This is a genomic window from Novosphingobium resinovorum (assembly GCF_001742225.1).
In the GTDB taxonomy this organism is placed as follows: Bacteria; Pseudomonadota; Alphaproteobacteria; order Sphingomonadales; family Sphingomonadaceae; genus Novosphingobium; species Novosphingobium resinovorum_A.
This window is the reverse complement of the sequence record NZ_CP017077.1, coordinates 397,255-413,732: the sequence shown is the minus strand read 5'-3', so window position 1 is coordinate 413,732 and position 16,478 is coordinate 397,255. Positions and strand designations below refer to the sequence as shown.

Below are 16,478 nucleotides of genomic sequence, written 5' to 3'. Positions count from 1 at the left end.
GAGGGCAGCGACACGTCATGTCGAAAGTGGAAAACGCAGCGAAAACCAAGCCGAAGGCCAAGGCCAAGCCGAAAGGGCAGAACAAGGTCGGCCAGGTCATGCGCAACAAGGGCCTGTCGACGCGGCGCCGGATCATCGACCAGACGATGCTGCTGCTGCGCGAAACTCCCGCGCACCGCCTGTCCTCCGCCGACGTGGCGCGCGCCTGCGGGCTGACTCCGCCCGCGCTCTACCTGTATTTCGCGGGCGTTCCCGAGGTCGTGCTGGCGCGGCTGGAGGAGATCATGACGTTGCGCCATCCCTACATGGACATGCTTGAGGAGCCTTGGCCCGAAACCCAGCTTTGGGACCGCGCCCGCCGCTTCGTGCGCGCCTATGCCGCCTACTGGCAGGAATATGAAGTGGCGCTGCACTACCGCAACTTGATGTCCGAACAGGGCGACGAGCGGTTCATGCGCATGCGCGTGGAAATGACCAAGCCGATCGGCAAACGGCTGGAGCAGCGCGTCGCGGAATCGCAGCAGAGCGGCTTCATCCCCAAGGAGCTTTCAGTGCCCGAAACTGCCGGCGCCGCGCTGTCGCTGGTGGACCACTGCGCCGCCACCGCGAGTTCGCCCTACGGCAGCTTCGGCGATTCGCGCTGGGACCGCGACCGCTTCCTCGACGCCGCGGCATTCATGCTGATCGGCATGGTGCGCGGCAAGTACCGCAGCGACGAGGAAGCGGCCGCCGCAGCGGGCTGACGGGGATAGGGAGAGCCCTCGAGATGAGGGCCCTCCCGAATGCCTAGAAGCGATAAGTCCCGGTCACGCCATACATGCGCGGCTCGCCCGGGTTGGCGGTGGCGTAACCCAGGACCGTGCTGCTCACGTCGGTAACCGACTGGTAGTACCGCACCTTGGTCAGGTTGCGTCCCCACACCGAAAGTTGCAGGTCGGGATCGTTGAGCTGCACGCTGACTTGCGCGTTCCACAGCCCGTAAGCCCCGACCCGCGAGACTTGCGTGGCCTCGTAGTACTGCGCCGAGCGCCAGCTATAGTCGCTGTGCAGCGTCACCGAGCCGAACGAGGCGGGGATCACGAAGTCCGCCGCGCCGCCGGCGGTGTACTTGGGCGATTGCGGGAAGGGCTCGGCGCTGCGGTCGAGACCGCTGTAGATGTCGATGAATTCCTTGTACTTGGGATCGATCCATCCGAAGCTGCCGCTCAATGTCAGCGGCTTGAACGGCTTGGCGACGATCTCCGCTTCGATGCCCTGGATGCGCGCCTTGGCGGCATTGACGACGAAGTTGCTCGACAGGTTGTTGATGACCCGCACCGTGGCGCGCTGCACATTGTCGTAGTTGCCGTAGAAGTAGTCGGCATTGATCCGCAGCCGGCGGTCGAACAGGTCGAGCTTGGCGCCGACCTCGAACGACTGGACGGACTCGGGATCGAACGGCGCCAGGCTGACGGTGTCGACGCCGCCCTGGTTGAGCCCGCCGGCGCGGTAGCCCTTGGTCACCTTGGCGTAGACGAAGGCGTTGCGGCTGGCCTGCCAGTCGACTCCGGCTGTATAGGACCAGTAGTTGAAGCTGGCCTTGCCTTCGAACTCGCACGGCGCGGTCAGCCCACTGCGCAGCGCGCAGCCGGTGGCCCCGGTCGCCATGTTGAGCGTGGGCGCGCGTTTGCGCATCCGGCGCACGTCGTCAGTATAGCGCAGGCCCCCGGTCAGCCGCACCCCGTCGACGATCTCGTAAGTGAGCTGCCCGTAGCCCGCCTTGGACGTATTGCGGGCATAGACGTCCTTGACCGCCCGGGTCGGCGAGACCGGCGCCAGCGAGTTGGAATCGGTGAGGTCCTGCCCCTTCTCGCGAAAGTAGAAGGCACCCACGATCCACGACAGCCGGTCGCCGAACGCCTTGCCGAGCAGTTGCAGTTCCTGCGAGACCTGGTCCTGGTCGATATAGCCGCGATACGTATCGAGCAGCGAATACGAGGTGCCGTCAAGGTCCTGGTGATACGTGCGCTGGAGTTCGCGATAGGAGGTGATCGACTTGAACGTCGCCCCGCCCAGATCGTACTCGATGGTGCCGCCGAACCCCAGGGTGCGGCTCTTGTTATAGCCGAGCAGGCCCGCCCGGCTGGTGTAGAACCCGTCCGACGCGTCGACCAGCGGCGGGCTGCCGGCAGGACACCCCACCCGCGCCGAATTGGCCGCACAGGCCGCGACCACCGCCGGCGCGAGGCCGGTGGGGCTGACGTAGTAAGTGTGCTGGAGGCTGCCGTTGTTCTCGCTCCAGCTACCATCGGCGCTGAGCAGGATCTTGAGCGGCCCCGCCCCCGGCTCGATCAGCAGTTGCGCGCGGAAGAAGTCGACGTTCTGGTCGGCGAGCGACTGCCCGGTGTAGAGCGAGCGGCCATACCCGTCGCGCTGGTTGTGCTGGTAGGCGACGCGCACCGCCAGTTGATCGTCGACCAGGGGCGCGTTGAGCACGATCTGGCCGTTCACCGCATCGTAGTTGCCGTAGCTGGCACGCACCGACCCGGTCAGTTCGTAGACCGGCTTGTTGGCGATCAGGTTGATCGCGCCGCCCGTGGTGTTGCGCCCAAACAGCGTACCCTGCGGCCCGCGCAGCACCTCGACCCGCTCCAGGTCGAGCAGGTCGAGCGCCGCGCCTGCATTGCGCGCTACGTAGATACCGTCGACGTAGAGCCCGACCGAAGGATCGACGGTGATCGATGAATACGTCTGGATCTGCCCGCGCAGGCCGATGTTGGCGCTGGAGCTGTCGCCGTCCTTGGCGGTAGCGATCTGCAGCGTGGGGATGGTGTACTGGATCTGCGTGACGTTGCTGATCTGCTTGCGATCGAGCGCCTCGCCAGTCACCGCGCTGACCGCGACGGGGGTGGTCTGCAGGCTTTCGGACACGCGCTGGGCGGTGACGATGATGTCGCCGATCTGGCCGCTGGTATCCTGCGGCTGCGCGGTCGCGCCTGCGCTTTCCTGCGCCTGGGCGACCGCCGCGCTGGAGACGAGCGCAAGGGCGCCGACGGAACACAGCAATGTGCTTCTCAAGATATATTCCCTCCCAATGGGGTCGTGCAGCTCTCTCTTGGCGGAGCCTGCGACCTTGTGACGACGCTTGGAGGCGAATGCCTCCGCGCATGGTCGACGAGCCTGGACCCGCTGACCTGACGGCCACTCATCCTTAGAACAGCCGATATTAGAAATGAAGTGCATAAATTATAATTGCGTTCATTTCCGCCAGCGGCGCAGATACGCGCTTTAGGGGCACAAGCAGCCGGGCCCGGGACCTGCCATCATCATCTACGCCTTGCGAATCCCTCGATATCACCCTAGACGTCACTTAACTGCATTCATTTAATTGCGGCGCACGGGGGAGAGGCATGTGACGGCACCACGATTTCCCGTCCGGCCCTCATGGCCCGCCGCGGTGCATCCATATCCCACAAGAAGGGCAGGCCTATCGTGACCAGAACCATCGAACCAGCACTGGTGGGCAGCTACCCCGCCGCTAATGGCCGGGAATTCCTGCCCGTCTCCGGCCCCGAACTTGGCCGCACCCAGTTCGCCATCGAGCGGGTGCTGGGCAGCTTCCCGCTTGCCTATGGCCGGTTCGTCCTGCTCATCTCGCTGCTGGAGAACGGCGCCTACGCGCAGCCGTTCGAACGGGCGATCATGAACATGGGCCTGTTGTGCACCAATGCCGACGACAGCCGCTACGAAGCCGTGCGGATCGAATCGATCTGCCGCCGCTTCGACGTCGCCGCGGTCGTCGGCGTCAGCGCCGAAGTGCTGACCGGGCTCGACGAGGCAGGCTTCGCGCTCGACGCCGTGTTCCGCGACCGCATCGTTTGGGCCCGCGCCGATGCCTTCGACCGGCTCTCGCAGGTCCCCGGCATCCGCAGCCTGCGTCTCATGGCCGAAGTCGGCCCCGCCTTCGCTCTCCAGTGCAGTGCGGGCGAAGGCGTCCACGTCGACAGCATAGAGTGGTACTGCACCGCCAGCGACGGTGCCATAGTGCTGTCCAGCCGGCTGCTGCGCGCGACCCCCTTCGAGGCGCACCGCAGCGAGGTGCCCGGCGCGTTGATCGCCGAACCCTGCCCTTGCGGCAATGCCGACCTGCGGCTGGCGCTGGGCTGATGCACGGCGCTCCAGATATGCGGATCGACCAGTTCCCCGCCATCCGCCAGTTCAACTTTGCCGACACCTTGCGTGAACACAGCCGCTCGCGGCCCAACATGATCGCCTCGGTCGACGGGCCTGAACGACTGACCTACCGCCAACTCGATTGCCGCGTGAACAAGGTCGCCGACGGGTTGCGCAAGCGCGGCGTCGGGCCGGGCGACCGGATCATGTGGGTCGGCCAGAACTCCGCGCGGGTGATGGAGCTGCTGCTCGCCTGTGCCAAGATCGGCGCACAGCTTTGCCCGGCCAACTGGCGTGTCTCCCCACCCGAGTTCGCCGATCTCGTCCACCGTTTCGATCCCAAGATCGTTTTCTGGCAGGACATCGAGGTGGGCGACATCTACCACGTCAACAAGGAAACCTGGAAGACGCACGATCGCCAGTGGGTGCAGCACGACGGCACCGGGGCGGACTGCTACGAGGCGCTGATCGAATCGGGTGAGGACCACGATCCCGAAACCTTCGTCGATGCCGACACGCCGCTTCTGGCAATCTACACCGCCGCGTTCGACGGCGCCGCCAAGGCCGCCCAGCTTTCGCACAACGCCATCCTGCTCCAGGCGTTGCTTTCGGCCCGCGGGCAGGCGATCGACGAGACCAGCAGCTACCTGATGTCCGGGCCGATGTTCCACGTCGGCGTGTTGATGGGCGGCTTCGCCGCGTTCGTCGCCGGGGGCCGCTGCGTCTACGTGCGGCGCGTCGATGCCGCCGAGCTGCTCGACCTCGTCGAGCGCGAACATGTCAGCCACGCATATCTTCCGGGGCCCGTGGTCGACCAGATGATGAAGCTGGATGCGGCGGGCAAGCGCGATCTCTCCTCGCTGTTCCCCAGCCGTGACCTCAAGGACTGGGCTCCCCCCCTCGCCATTCCCGAACACGCGCCGATGCGCCACCACATGGGACAGTACGGACAGACCGAGCTGATGGGCTCGGTGGTGCTGGCATGGCTCGGTGGCAGCGGCGCCGGGCGACCCGGGCCGTTCCTGCAAATCCGCCTGCTCGACGAGGCCGGCCGCGAGGTGCCCGATGGCGAGACCGGCGAGATCGCCGCACGCGGGCCCTTGGTGATGAACGGCTACTACGGCGCCGACGCGGTCAACCAGGCCCGCAGCGCCGACGGCTGGTACAGGACCAACGACCTCGGGCGGCGCAACCCCGACGGCTCGCTGTCCTTCGTCGGCCCCAAGGCGACGATGATAAAGTCCGGACTGGAGAACATCTACCCCGCCGAAGTCGAGGCCTGCATCCGGGCACTGCCCGAAGTCTCCGACGTCTGCGTGATCGGCGTGCCCGACGAACGCTGGGCACAAAGCGTCAAGGCGGTGGTGGTGCTGAACGACACCGCCGCGCTCGACGAGCACGCGGTCATCGAGCATTGCCGCCACGCGATCGCCTCGTACAAGAAGCCCAAGATCGTCGCTTTCGCACCCGCCCTGCCCCGCCTTCCCAACGGCTTCGTCGACCGCGCCGCGGTCGATGCCGGCTGGGGCGGCGGCGGCTACCCGAAGGTGGGCTGAGATGCACGGCATCGATCCGCTGACCGGCCCCGTCGTGCTGCATGGCCTGCACGACGGGACGGACCTCGCCGAACCCCACGCCAACGTCAGCCGCGCCATCGACGCCGCCTACGACGCGCTGGCCGATCGCCGCATGGCGCCGATGCGCATCGTCGCGATGGACGGCACGGTGCTGATGGACCACGCCGCGCTTCAGGCGGAATTGTGGGAGCTATGGGGGCAGACGGAGTACTGATCCTCCCTGGGGAGGATCATCGCGTAAGGATCAGCCTGATCCATCCCCTTTTTTTCGTCACCCTGAACTCGTTTCAGGGTCCATCGTGCCCCAAGCCTTGTGTTTTGCCGCCGCAAACCGAAGGGGCGATGGTGACGCTATCCCTCCGGTGCAACTGCCCGATGTATCCTAAAACGAGTTCAGGATGACGGGGTTGAAGCGGAAAGTTGCGGTGCGACACTGCCGGGAATCATCTCCACATACCCCGCCTCGGTCTTCGCGCGCACCTCTGCCGCACTGACGCCGGGAGCCAGTTCCACCAGTTCGAACCCGCTCCTGCGATCGGGCCGGCGGAATACCGCAAGGTTCGTTACGATCATGTCCACCACGTTGGCGCCGGTCAGCGGCAGGCTGCAGGCCTTGCGGAACTTGGGCGCGCCCGCCTTGTCGACGTGGTCCATCAGCACGATGATGCGCCCGACCCCCGCCACGAGGTCCATCGCGCCGCCGGGGCCCTTGACCATCTTGCCCGGCACCATCCAATTGGCGAGGTCGCCGTTCTGGGCCACTTCCATCGCGCCCAGCACCGAAAGCTGGATGTGCCCGCCCCGGATCATGCCGAAGCTGTCGGCCGAGGAGACGTAGCTGGTGCGGTCGAGTTCCGTGATGGTCTGCTTACCGGCGTTGATGACGTCGGCGTCGACTTCCCCCTCGCGCGGGAAGGGGCCGAGGCCGAGCATGCCGTTCTCCGACTGCAGCGTCACGTCGAGCCCGGGGGCGATGTGGTTGGCCACCAGCGTGGGGATGCCGATGCCGAGGTTCACGTAGAACCCGTCCTGGAGCTCTCGGGCGGCGCGGGCCGCCATTTCGTCTCGGGTCCAGGGCATCAGGCGGCCTCCTGCCGGATCGTGCGCTGCTCGATGCGCTTTTCGTTCGCGGTGGCGAGGATCAGGCGCTGGACGAAGACGCCCGGGGTGTGGATCTGGTCGGGCTCAAGCTCGCCCGGGCCCACGAGGTGCTCCACTTCGGCCACCGTCACCCGCCCGCAGGTCGCCGCCATCGGGTTGAAATTGCGCGCCGACTTGCGGAACACGAGGTTGCCGTAAGGGTCCCCCTTCCACGCCTTGACGATCGCGAGGTCGGCGACGATGCCCCGTTCGAGCACGTATGTCTCGCCATCGAAGTCCCGGGTTTCCTTGCCCTCAGCAATCAGCGTGCCGACGCCGGTGCGGGTGTAAAACCCCGGTATCCCCGCCCCGCCGGCGCGCATCCGCTCGGCCAGCGTGCCTTGCGGGCTGAACTCGATCTCAAGTTCGCCCGAGAGGTACTGGCGCTCGAATTCCTTGTTCTCGCCGACGTAGGAACTGACCATCTTGCGGATCTGGCGCGTGCGCAGCAGCTTGCCGAGGCCGAAGTCGTCGACGCCGGCGTTGTTGGATACGGCGGTCATCCCGCCCACGCCGCTGGCGACGAGGGCGTCGATCAGCGTCTCGGGAATGCCGCAAAGGCCGAAGCCCCCGGCGGCGACGGTCATGCCGTCGCGCAGCAGTCCGTCGAGTGCGGCGGCGGCATCGGGGTAGACTTTCTGGACCATCGATCCGCTCCTTTCAAAGCGTGCTGACGAGGTGGCCGCCATCGACGGTGATCGTCGATCCGGTCATGTAGCGCGAGGTGTCGGAGGCGAGCAGCAGCAGCGGGCCGTCGAGGTCCTCCAGCGCGCCCAGCCGCCGCTGCGGGATGCGGCGGACCAGCACCTGCCCCGCCTCGCTGGCGAAGAACGCGTCGTTGAGTTCGGTGGCGACGTAGCCGGGCGCCAGCGCGTTGACGCGTATGCCGAAGCGCGCCAGCTCCAGCCCGAGCTGGCGGGTCATCTGGATCACGCCTGCCTTGGAGATCGCATAAGGCGTCACCTGCCCCCCTTGCCGCAACCCCAGGATCGAGGCGACATTGACGATCGACCCGCCCGTGCCCGCATCGCGCATCGCCCGCGCGACTTGCGTGGCGACGAGGAAGCCGCCCTTGAGGTTGGTGTCGAGGATGAAGTCGAAGTCGTCCTCGGTCTGGTCGAGCACCGGCTTGGTGTTGGTGACCCCGGCGTTGTTGACCAGCACGTCGAGCCGACCCGCCGCCGCGACCGCTTCGGCCACCGAGGCCGCGTCGGTCACGTCGAGGCGCACCGCCGCCGCGCTGCCGCCGGCGCGCATGATCTCCTCGACCAGCGTACGCAAGGCCTCCTCGCGCCGCGCGGCGACGACGACGTGGGCCCCGGCGCGTGCGAGGACGCGGGCGAAATGGGCGCCCAGCCCGCTCGATGCGCCGGTGACGAGGGCCCGCTTGCCGGTCAGGTCGAACATCGTACTCTTTCTCCCCCAGGCCTGCCGCGCGTCACAGCGAGCGCGCGATGATGACCTTCATGATCTCGTTCGAGCCGCCGTAGATGCGCTGCACGCGCGAATTGCGGTACATGCGGGCGATCGGATATTCGTTGACGTAGCCGTAGCCGCCATGAAGCTGGAGGCATTCGTCGACGATCCGGCATTCGGTGTCGGTGACCCACATCTTGGCGATCGCCGAGGTGGTGCCGTCGAGCGTGCCGTCGAGCAGACGGCGCACGCAGTCCTCGACGAAGCGGCGCGCGACCACCGCCTTGGCGCGGCATTCGGCGAGCTTGAACTGGGTGTTCTGGAAATCGTAGATCGGCTGCCCGAAGGCCTTGCGCGAGCGGGTGTACTCGACCGTCGCGGCGATCGCCATGTCCATGGTCTCGACGCCGTTGATCGCCATCATCAGGCGCTCCTTGGGCAGTTCCTTCATCAACTGTGGAAAGCCCCGGCCCTCCTCACCGCCGAGCAGGTTTTCCGCCGGCACCCATACGTCGTCGAAGTAGAGTTCGGAAGTATCCTGCGCATCGTGGCCGATCTTGTCGAGCTTCTTGCCGCGCCGGAATCCTTCGACTTCGTCGGTCTCGACCACCAGCAGCGAGATTCCCTTGTTGCCGAGCGCCGGATCGGTACGCGCCACCACCACCACGAAATCGGCGAGCTGGCCGTTGGAGATGAAAGTCTTCGACCCGTTGATCCGGTAGCCGCCGTTATCCCTGACCGCCGTAGTGCGGATCGCGGCGAGGTCGGAGCCAGCGCCCGGCTCGCTCATGGCGATGGCGGTTATCCGCTCGCCGCTGCACAGCCGGGGGAGCCAGCGGTGCTTCTGCTCCTCGGTCCCGTGCGCGACGATGTAGGGCACGACGATGCCGTTGTGCAGTTGCAGCCCGAAGCCGTCGACGTCGTTGCGCACCAGTTGCTGGAAGATCACGATGTCGTGACGGAAATCGCCCCCGGCGCCGCCGTATTCGGCCGGCACGCTGACCCCCATCAGCCCGGCCTCGCCCGCCTTCGTCCAGATGTCGCGCTCCACCTGGCCTGCCTCGCGCCACTGCTCGACGCGGGCGGGCGGCGCCTCGCGCTGGAAGAACCGCGCCACCGAATCCGCGAACATCTCCAGTTCGGGGTCCTGCATGTAATCGGGAATCGCGACCTGCAACGCGGTCATGGCCCATCCTTCTCCTGGCTTCTCTGTTATCCCGCGCCGGGGCCCGGCATCGAGATTCGACTTGTCCTATCCAACATCGCCAGCATAAAATAAAGCCAATTAATTTTTATCCTCATCCCCGTCCAGCAAGGCCGCCCATGACCATCGAAGATGCCCTCCACGCCCGCAAGTCCGTCCGCGCCTTCCTGCCCGACCCGATCGACATGGATCTCCTGCGCCGCCTCCTCGCCGTCGCTGCGCGCGCGCCCAGCGGCGGCAACGTCCAGCCCTGGCAGCTCCACGTCCTCACTGGCCCCGCCCTCGCGCGGTTCCGCGAGGCGATCGCCGCGCGCATCGCCGAACTGCCGCGCGGCGAGGAGCCGCAGTACCCCGTCTATCCGCCCGAGCCGGTCAGCCCCTATGCCGAGCGCATCGCCGGAATCGGCGAGGCGCTCTACGGCCAGATCGGCATCGACCGCGCCGACCGGCCGGCGCGCCGCGCGCAGTTCGCCCGCAACTTCGCGTTCTTCGGCGCGCCGGTGGGCCTGATGTGCTGCATCGACCGCCGCCTCGGCCCCGCGCAGTGGGCGGAACTGGGCATGTACCTGCAGAGCCTCATGCTGCTGCTGACCGAGAATGGCCTCGCGAGCTGCCCGCAGGGGTGCTGGGCGATGTATCCCGAAACCGTCGGCCACTTCCTCGACCTTCCCGACCATGCGATGCTGTTCGCCGGGCTCTCGATCGGGAAGGAGGACCCTGCCGCGCCGATCAACGGGCTCGCTTCCCCGCGCGTGCCGGTGGACGCCTTCGCCCGCTTCCACGAGGCCTGAGCCGATGCCCGCCACCCCTCGCGCCGTCGTCGTCGAGCGCTTCGGCCCGCCCGAAAGCTTCGCGCTCGGCCCCGCCCCTTCCCGCGCGCCGGGCGCGGGCGAAGTCGCGGTACGCGTCGCTGCCGCCGGGCTCTCGCACGTCGACCTGCTGATCGCTTCGGGCGAATACCAGGTGCGCCCGCCCCTGCCGTTCATCCCCGGCACCGAGTTCGCCGGCATCGTCGAGGCGGTAGGCGAAGGCGTCGACCACGTCCGCGCGGGCGAACGGGTCTGCGGCTCTGGCTGGGGCGGCGCCCTCACCCAGCGCGCCATCGCGCCGGCCGAGCGAGTGCTGGCGATCCCCGCGACGATGCCGTTCGACCAGGCGGCGGTGTTTCGCGTCAGCTTCACCACCGCCTGGCACGCGCTGGTCCAGCGCGGCGCCTTGCGCCCCGGCGAGACGGTGCTGGTGCTGGGCGCCGGCGGTGCGGTGGGCCACGCGGCGGTACAGGTCGCCCGCGCGCTGGGCGCCCGGGTGATCGCCTCGGCCTCCTCCCCCGCCAAGCGCACCCTCGCCCTTGCCGGCGGCGCCGAAGCCGCGATCGAAGCGCGCAGCGAGACCTGGCGCGAGGACGTGCGCGCCGCCTGCGCAGGCCGCCCGCTCGACCTCGTGGTCGATCCGCTCGGCGACACGGCGACCGAGCCTGCGTTCCGCTCGCTCGGCTGGGGCGGCCGCCATCTGGTGATCGGCTTCGCCGGCGGCGCCATCCCGCGCCTCGCCACCAACCTCGCGCTGCTCAAGGGCGCGGCGCTGGTGGGCGTGGACATCAAGCAGTTCGAGGAGCGCTTTCCCGAGGCGGCAGCGCAGAACCTGGCCGCGCTGCTGGCGCTTCATGCGCAAGGCGCGATCGTCCCGGCGGTGGGCCGACGCTATGCCCTGGCGGACTTCCGCGCTGCGATGGAGGACGTGCGCGCAGGCGAGACGGTAGGCCGGGTGGTGGTGGAGATGGAGTGATCCCATCCTCCCTGTTGCGCAGCAATGGGGAGGAATGGCGCTGGCGGTCAGGCGAGGTGCACGAAACCGTCGTCCAGCCCTATCGCGCCGCGCGTCTCGATCATGCCGCGGAACGCCGCGCCGCCGGGTTCGTCCCATACCGACAGCGCCAGCGTCTCGCCGGGATAGACCGGCCCGGCGAAGCGCACTCCGGTCTCCGCCACCCGGCCGCCGCCGAGCGCGCGCAGGAGCGCCGCCACCGCGAAGCCGAACGTGCCCAGCCCGTGCATGATCGGGCGCGCGAAGCCTGCCGCCGCTGCATAGGCGGGATCGACGTGCAGCGGATTGCGGTCCTGGTTCAGCCGGTAAAGCAATGCCGCAGAGCCTGGGAGCGCCACGTCCAGCACGCGGTCGGGCGCCCGCTCCGGCACCGGGCGCCGCGCCACGCTGCCGCGCTGCCCGCCGAAGCCGCCGTCGGCGCGGCACAGGACCTGCTGGCGGATGGTCGCCAGCGGCGCTCCGTCCGCGTCGCTCAGCCGGCGTTCGAGCACCAGCAGCGCGCCCTTGTCGTCGCGGTCGAAGATCTCGGCCACATGCAGGCGCGCGGTGATCGGGCGGTCCAGCGGCAACTCGCGGTGGACCACCAGATGTTCGGCGCCGTGGACGACGTGATTCCACGAGATGCCGGTGCGCGGATCGTCCAGCCAGTGCGGTGCGCCCATCACCACCAGCGCCATCGTCGGGAACACCGCAAGGTCGCGTTCGTAAGTGTAGCACAAGTCGAACGGATCGATGGGATCGGCGCCGAGGCCGATCGACAGCGCATAGAGCATCGCGTCGCGCCCGGCGATCACGGTGCGCGCCTCGCCCATGTCGAGCGCGCGCAGGTAATCAGGGTCCAGCATCGCGCTCCGCCTCCTCGAGCCGGCGGCGCAATTCGCGCAGCGTTTCCAGCGTCAGGTCGAGCGCGGCCGGGTCCATGCCCGCCACGGTGCGGTCGGCCCACTGCGCGCTTTCGGCGTTGTCGCGGTCGTAGAGTTCGCGGCCTTCCGCCGTCGGCCCCATGCAGTGCGCGCGGGCATGGTCGGGGTTGGGCAACCATTCGATCAGCCCCAGCTCGACGAGGCGGTCGGCGGTGCGCTGCACGCCCTGGCGCGTCTGCCCCAGCGCGCGGCCCACGCGCGGCACCGTGGGCGGGCTGGGCGAGCACACCACGGTCGACAGCAGGATCGATTCGGCGGGGCTGAGCCCCGTCACCCGCGTCGAGCGCCGCATCGCCGCCAGCATCCGGCCGTTGAGGCGCATCACCTCGTCGAGCAAGTCGACGAAGCGCGCGCCCTGCGGCGAGTGGGCGTCATGGTAGTCGGCGCGCGTCCTCAATGCCCGTACAATCCCTGTTCCTGCAATTCGCGGACGTAATCGATCCAGGGGCTCTTTTCGCCCGGCAGCGCCAGCTCGGTCGCGAACTTGTCCATGGCGTTTCCTACCTGCGTCACCTGATGCATCGCGGTGAACTCGGCCTCGTCCGGCTGATATTGGCGCAGCACCTGCTTGGCAACCGCGACCTTGTGCGCCTCGTCCGGGCCATCGGCCATGCCCATCACGAAGCCGCGCATCAGCATCTCGCCGAAGGGCAGCTCGTTCGACAGGCCGAGCGAGCCGTGCAGGTGCATCGCCTTGCTGACGGTGTTGACCACCACCCGCGCGCCGAGCGTCTTGGCGGCGGAGATATGCTCGCGCACCGACTTGTAGTTCTGCTCCTTGTCGATCTTCCAGGCGGTGTGGAGCACGAAGAGGCGGAACTGCTGGATGTCCATCCAGCATTCGGCGATCACGTCCTGCACCATCTGCTTTTCCGACAGCAGACTGCCTTGCGTGTAGCGCCCCAGCGCGCGGCGGCACAGCAGGTCGAGCGCCTTCTGTGCCTGCGCCACACTGCGCATCGCATGGTGGACCCGCCCGCCGCCGAGGCGGAACTGGGCGATCTTGAAGGCATCGCCCGGGGCGCCGAGCAGATCGGCATCGGTGACGACGACGTCGTCATAGTGGATATAGCCTTCCGAGCCCGTGCCCGGAAGGTCGCCCACGGTGCCGACATTGCGGATGATCCGCACCCCCTCGCGCTCACGCGGGACGAGGAACAGCGAGGCGCCCTGGTGGACGGGGACGTCGGGGTCGGTCACCGCGAAGACGATCAGGAACGAGGCCCAGCGCGCGTTCGAGGAGTACCACTTGCGGCCGGAGAGCTTCCAGGTGCCGTCGTCCTGCCGGATCGCCCGGGTGGTGAATACGCGCGGGTCGGCGCCGCCGCCTGGCTCGGTCATCGAATAGCAGCTCACGATGTCGCCATCGAGCAGCGGCTGAAGGTAGGTACGCTTCTGCTCATCGGTGCCAAAGTGCGCGATAATCTCGGCATTGCCGGTATCGGGCGCGGCGGTGCCGAACACGGTGGGGGCGGCGAAGCTGTAGCCCAGGATCTCGTTGAGCAGCGCCAGCTTGACTTGGCCGTAGCCGTCACCGCCCAGGCTCTTGGGCAAGTGGCAGGCCCATAGCCCCCTGGCGCGCACCTGTTCGCGCAAGGGCGCCAGGATCGCGCGCAGGCTCTGGTTGGCGGGATTGTAGACCTGGTCCTGGTGGAACAGGAAGTCGATCGGCTCGACCTCCTCGCGCACGAAGGCGCGGGCCCAGTCCAGTTGCTCCTGATATTTCGGCTCGACGTCGAACGAGATCATGCGCGCATCCTCTTTGCCTTGCCTTGCTGGGGCCTCCCTAGCTAAACGACAACATATTGTCAATTTGGGAAGTAGTTGCGGTATGAGCATGATGCGCCAGAAGATGGACCTCGATTCCCTGGTCGACCGCGCGCGCCTGGCCCAGTGGCTCGATGCGCATGTACCCGAACTGGGATCGGGGCCGCTGGAGCTCGCGTTCCTGCACGGCGGCACCAGCAATGCGACGATCGGAGTCGATCGCGGCGGTCCCCTGGCGATCCTGCGTCGCACTCCGCTCGACGCGCCGCCGGGCAGCGCCCGCTCGATGCTGCGCGAGGCGCGGCTGCTCGGCGCGCTGGCGGGGACCGCCGTGCCCCACCCCCACCTCTACGCGGTGTGCGAGGATGCAGGCGTGATCGGCGCGCCGTTCACGATCACCGCCAAAGTCGAAGGCTGGGCCGGGCAACTCACCGCCACCGGCTGCGACTATCCGCCCCCGTTCGACCGCGCACCGCACCGGGGCGAGGTGATGTTCGCGATGGCCGACGCGATCGCCGCGCTCGCCAGCGTCGACTGGCGGGCGGCGGGGCTGGAGGATTTCGGGCGGCCCGAAGGGTTCCTCGAACGGCAGGTCGGACGCTGGCGCTCGCAGCTCGCCAGCTATCCCAGGGAGTATCCGGGGTGGACGGCGCGCGATCTGCCCTGGCTGGAGGAAGTCTCGGCGTGGCTGGACGCCAACCGGCCGCCCATGTCACTCCCAGGTATCGTTCATGGCGACATAGGTGCACCCAACTGCCTGTTCGGGCATGGCCTGCCCACCCGTCTGGCGGCGATTCTGGACTGGGAACTGTGCACGATCGGCGATCCGCTGCTCGACCTCGGCCTGCTGGTCTACAGTCTCCACGACGAGCGCGATCCGCTCAGACGCCCGGTTTCCGCCTACTTCGACCCCGCCGGCATGCCCACCCGCCAGGCCGTCGCCCGCCGCTACTCCGAACGCACTGGACGCGATACGGGAGGTCTCGACTACTACATGACCCTAGCCCAGTTCAAACTGGCCTGCATTGTCGAGTACAAGGTGGCGAGGGCCGCTATCGGCCTCGAAAGCAAGGAAGTCGGCGCGATATTCGAAAGCCTGGTCCCCCGCCTGCTCGAGGAATGCAAGGCGATCATCGACCTTCAGGCCAGCGCCGGAGCCCTCGCCTGAAGCCGGTCGGCGCGCCAGAAACACCACTGGCTCGCCAGCACCGCCCCCACCAGCACCAGCGCCGCCGCCAGCGCCGGATTGCCCCCGACCCCTGACAAAGCCGCGAAAACCGACCCACTCGCCATCTGCAACCCACCGTAAAGGCCCGAAGCCGAACCCGCCAGCGCCGGGTCCACCCCCAAGGCTTCCGCCAATGCCGAGGGACTCGCCAACCCCGCCCCGAAGGTGAAGACCGCGATCGAGGCCAGCGTCACCGCCACTCCAAGCTGCCCCGCCAGCACCGAGGCGAGGAACGTCCCCGCCCCCAGCAGGCTCACCAGCGTGGCCCAGCCGAGCAGCCGATGCACCGCCACCCGCCGCGAAATCCGGTTCGCGGTGAGCGCCCCGGCCGAAAGCCCTAACGCGATAGTGGTGAGGTAGAACCCCAGATTTGCGGGGTCCTTGTGCAGTTGATGCACGAAAATCAGCGGCGCCGCGCTGATGAAGGCGTAGAGCGACGAGGTCGCGCAGCCCCCGCCGATGGTGTAGTACAGATAGGCCGGCGAGCGCAGCAAATGCCCGTATCCGCGCAGCACCGAAGGCCCCTTGTCGGCCCGCACCGCGCGGGTCTCGGGCAGCAGCGCGTAGACGCAGGCCAGGTTGGCGAGGCCCACCACGGTCAGCACCGCGAAGATCGCCCGCCAGCCCAGCAGTGTGGCGATCGCCCCGCCCACCAGCGGCGCTAGGCCGGGGCCGATCGTCATGCTCAGGTTCATCAGCGCCAGCTTGCTCGCCGCCTCGCCCGCCATCGCCGAATCGCGCACGATCGCGCGGCCCAGCACCAGCCCCGCCGATCCGCCCAGCGCCTGCACGAAGCGGGACGCGATGAGACCATGCGCGCCCGTCGCCAGCCCCGCCGCCGCGCCGCCGACGACGAACGTGGCGAGACCGGCCAGCAGCACCGGCCGGCGTCCCCAGCGATCCGCGATCGGCCCGTAGAACGGCTGACCCAGCGCCATGCCGAGGATGTAGGCCACGATCGTCCACTGCATCAGGCGGGGGTCCGCTCCCAGCTCCATGCCTGCCAGCGGCAGCGCGGGCACGAAGACGTGCATGCCGAGCGATCCGCTCAGCGTGATGAGCCCCAGCAGCCACAGGGGTATCTTTCGGGCAGTCACGATTGAAAATCTCCATACAAGGGCCGATCCAGGCCGTGGCAGGGGAAAGATGAGGGCGATGACAAAACGGCCGACAATACACGCTCCCCGATCGGCAGTTCCAGAACCTCGCAGGACGCGCGTGACAACACTGACTTGGTCCTGCTATTC

Annotated in this window: 16 protein-coding genes; 7 read left to right on the top strand and 9 right to left on the bottom strand. The window is 67.9% G+C overall.

Going from position 1 to position 16,478, the window contains the following annotated elements:
- Positions 1-17: 17 nt before the first annotated feature.
- Positions 18-743 (top strand): TetR/AcrR family transcriptional regulator, encoded by a 726-nt coding sequence (locus BES08_RS27015; RefSeq protein ID WP_069709895.1) that lies wholly within the window; start codon positions 18-20, stop codon positions 741-743.
- Positions 744-786: 43 nt separating this feature from the next.
- On the opposite strand, the gene BES08_RS27010 is transcribed toward BES08_RS27015, so the two are convergent.
- Positions 787-3,057 (bottom strand): TonB-dependent receptor, encoded by a 2,271-nt coding sequence (locus BES08_RS27010; protein WP_197524545.1) that lies wholly within the window; start codon positions 3,055-3,057, stop codon positions 787-789.
- Positions 3,058-3,471: 414 nt separating this feature from the next.
- Between BES08_RS27010 and BES08_RS27005 the strand changes: the two genes are divergently transcribed.
- From BES08_RS27005 to BES08_RS26995, 3 genes are read left to right on the top strand one after another with little or no spacing between them, the layout of a single operon-like run.
- Positions 3,472-4,146 (top strand): hypothetical protein, encoded by a 675-nt coding sequence (locus tag BES08_RS27005; protein ID WP_156799993.1) that lies wholly within the window; start codon positions 3,472-3,474, stop codon positions 4,144-4,146.
- Complete coding sequence (locus tag BES08_RS27000; RefSeq protein ID WP_083274856.1) at positions 4,146-5,708, top strand: AMP-binding protein; 1,563 nt, start codon at positions 4,146-4,148, stop codon at positions 5,706-5,708. Before BES08_RS27005 ends, BES08_RS27000 begins: the two co-directional genes overlap by 1 nt.
- A gap of 1 nt (position 5,709) precedes the next feature.
- Entirely contained in the window at positions 5,710-5,943 is a 234-nt protein-coding gene (locus BES08_RS26995; RefSeq protein ID WP_069709892.1) for a hypothetical protein, read from the top strand.
- Positions 5,944-6,122: 179 nt separating this feature from the next.
- Here the strand turns inward: BES08_RS26995 and BES08_RS26990 are convergent, their stop codons facing one another.
- Genes BES08_RS26990 through BES08_RS26975 form a run of 4 tightly spaced genes read right to left on the bottom strand, consistent with a single transcriptional unit; the run spans position 6,123 to position 9,471 of the window.
- Positions 6,123-6,809, bottom strand: coding sequence for a 3-oxoacid CoA-transferase subunit B (locus tag BES08_RS26990; RefSeq protein ID WP_069709891.1), 687 nt, complete (start codon positions 6,807-6,809; stop codon positions 6,123-6,125).
- On the bottom strand, positions 6,809-7,516 hold the full coding sequence (locus BES08_RS26985) for a CoA transferase subunit A (protein ID WP_069709890.1): 708 nt from the start codon (positions 7,514-7,516) through the stop codon (positions 6,809-6,811). The genes BES08_RS26990 and BES08_RS26985 overlap by 1 nt, the downstream gene beginning before the upstream one ends.
- Positions 7,517-7,529: 13 nt before the next feature.
- Positions 7,530-8,276 (bottom strand): SDR family NAD(P)-dependent oxidoreductase, encoded by a 747-nt coding sequence (locus BES08_RS26980; RefSeq protein WP_069709889.1) that lies wholly within the window; start codon positions 8,274-8,276, stop codon positions 7,530-7,532.
- Positions 8,277-8,307: 31 nt separating this feature from the next.
- Entirely contained in the window at positions 8,308-9,471 is a 1,164-nt protein-coding gene (locus BES08_RS26975; protein WP_069709888.1) for an acyl-CoA dehydrogenase family protein, read from the bottom strand.
- A 137-nt stretch (positions 9,472-9,608) separates the two neighbouring features.
- On the opposite strand from BES08_RS26975, the gene BES08_RS26970 reads away from it, so the two are divergent.
- Positions 9,609-10,280 carry a nitroreductase gene (locus BES08_RS26970; RefSeq protein ID WP_069709887.1) on the top strand — a complete coding sequence of 224 codons (672 nt, stop codon included), beginning with the start codon at positions 9,609-9,611 and terminating at the stop codon, positions 10,278-10,280.
- 4 nt (positions 10,281-10,284) lie between these two features.
- On the top strand, positions 10,285-11,274 hold the full coding sequence (locus BES08_RS26965; RefSeq protein ID WP_069709886.1) for an NADPH:quinone oxidoreductase family protein: 990 nt from the start codon (positions 10,285-10,287) through the stop codon (positions 11,272-11,274).
- Positions 11,275-11,321: 47 nt separating this feature from the next.
- Here BES08_RS26965 and BES08_RS26960 read toward each other — a convergent pair whose 3' ends face one another.
- Genes BES08_RS26960 through BES08_RS26950 form a run of 3 tightly spaced genes read right to left on the bottom strand, consistent with a single transcriptional unit; the run spans position 11,322 to position 13,985 of the window.
- Positions 11,322-12,158, bottom strand: coding sequence for a MaoC/PaaZ C-terminal domain-containing protein (locus tag BES08_RS26960; RefSeq protein WP_069709885.1), 837 nt, complete (start codon positions 12,156-12,158; stop codon positions 11,322-11,324).
- Positions 12,145-12,633 carry a MarR family winged helix-turn-helix transcriptional regulator gene (locus BES08_RS26955; RefSeq protein ID WP_083274855.1) on the bottom strand — a complete coding sequence of 163 codons (489 nt, stop codon included), beginning with the start codon at positions 12,631-12,633 and terminating at the stop codon, positions 12,145-12,147. The genes BES08_RS26960 and BES08_RS26955 overlap by 14 nt, the downstream gene beginning before the upstream one ends.
- Positions 12,630-13,985: an acyl-CoA dehydrogenase family protein gene (locus tag BES08_RS26950; protein WP_069709884.1), complete on the bottom strand. Its 1,356-nt coding sequence runs from the start codon at positions 13,983-13,985 to the stop codon at positions 12,630-12,632. The genes BES08_RS26955 and BES08_RS26950 overlap by 4 nt, the downstream gene beginning before the upstream one ends.
- 82 nt (positions 13,986-14,067) lie before the next feature.
- Between BES08_RS26950 and BES08_RS26945 the strand changes: the two genes are divergently transcribed.
- The gene (locus BES08_RS26945; RefSeq protein ID WP_231958500.1) at positions 14,068-15,171 is read left to right on the top strand and encodes a phosphotransferase family protein; all 1,104 of its coding nucleotides are present in this window, start codon (positions 14,068-14,070) and stop codon (positions 15,169-15,171) included.
- On the opposite strand, the gene BES08_RS26940 is transcribed toward BES08_RS26945, so the two are convergent.
- The gene (locus tag BES08_RS26940; protein WP_197524544.1) at positions 15,144-16,328 is read right to left on the bottom strand and encodes a multidrug effflux MFS transporter; all 1,185 of its coding nucleotides are present in this window, start codon (positions 16,326-16,328) and stop codon (positions 15,144-15,146) included. The two genes, BES08_RS26945 and BES08_RS26940, sit on opposite strands and share 28 nt — an antisense overlap.
- Positions 16,329-16,478 lie beyond the last annotated feature (150 nt).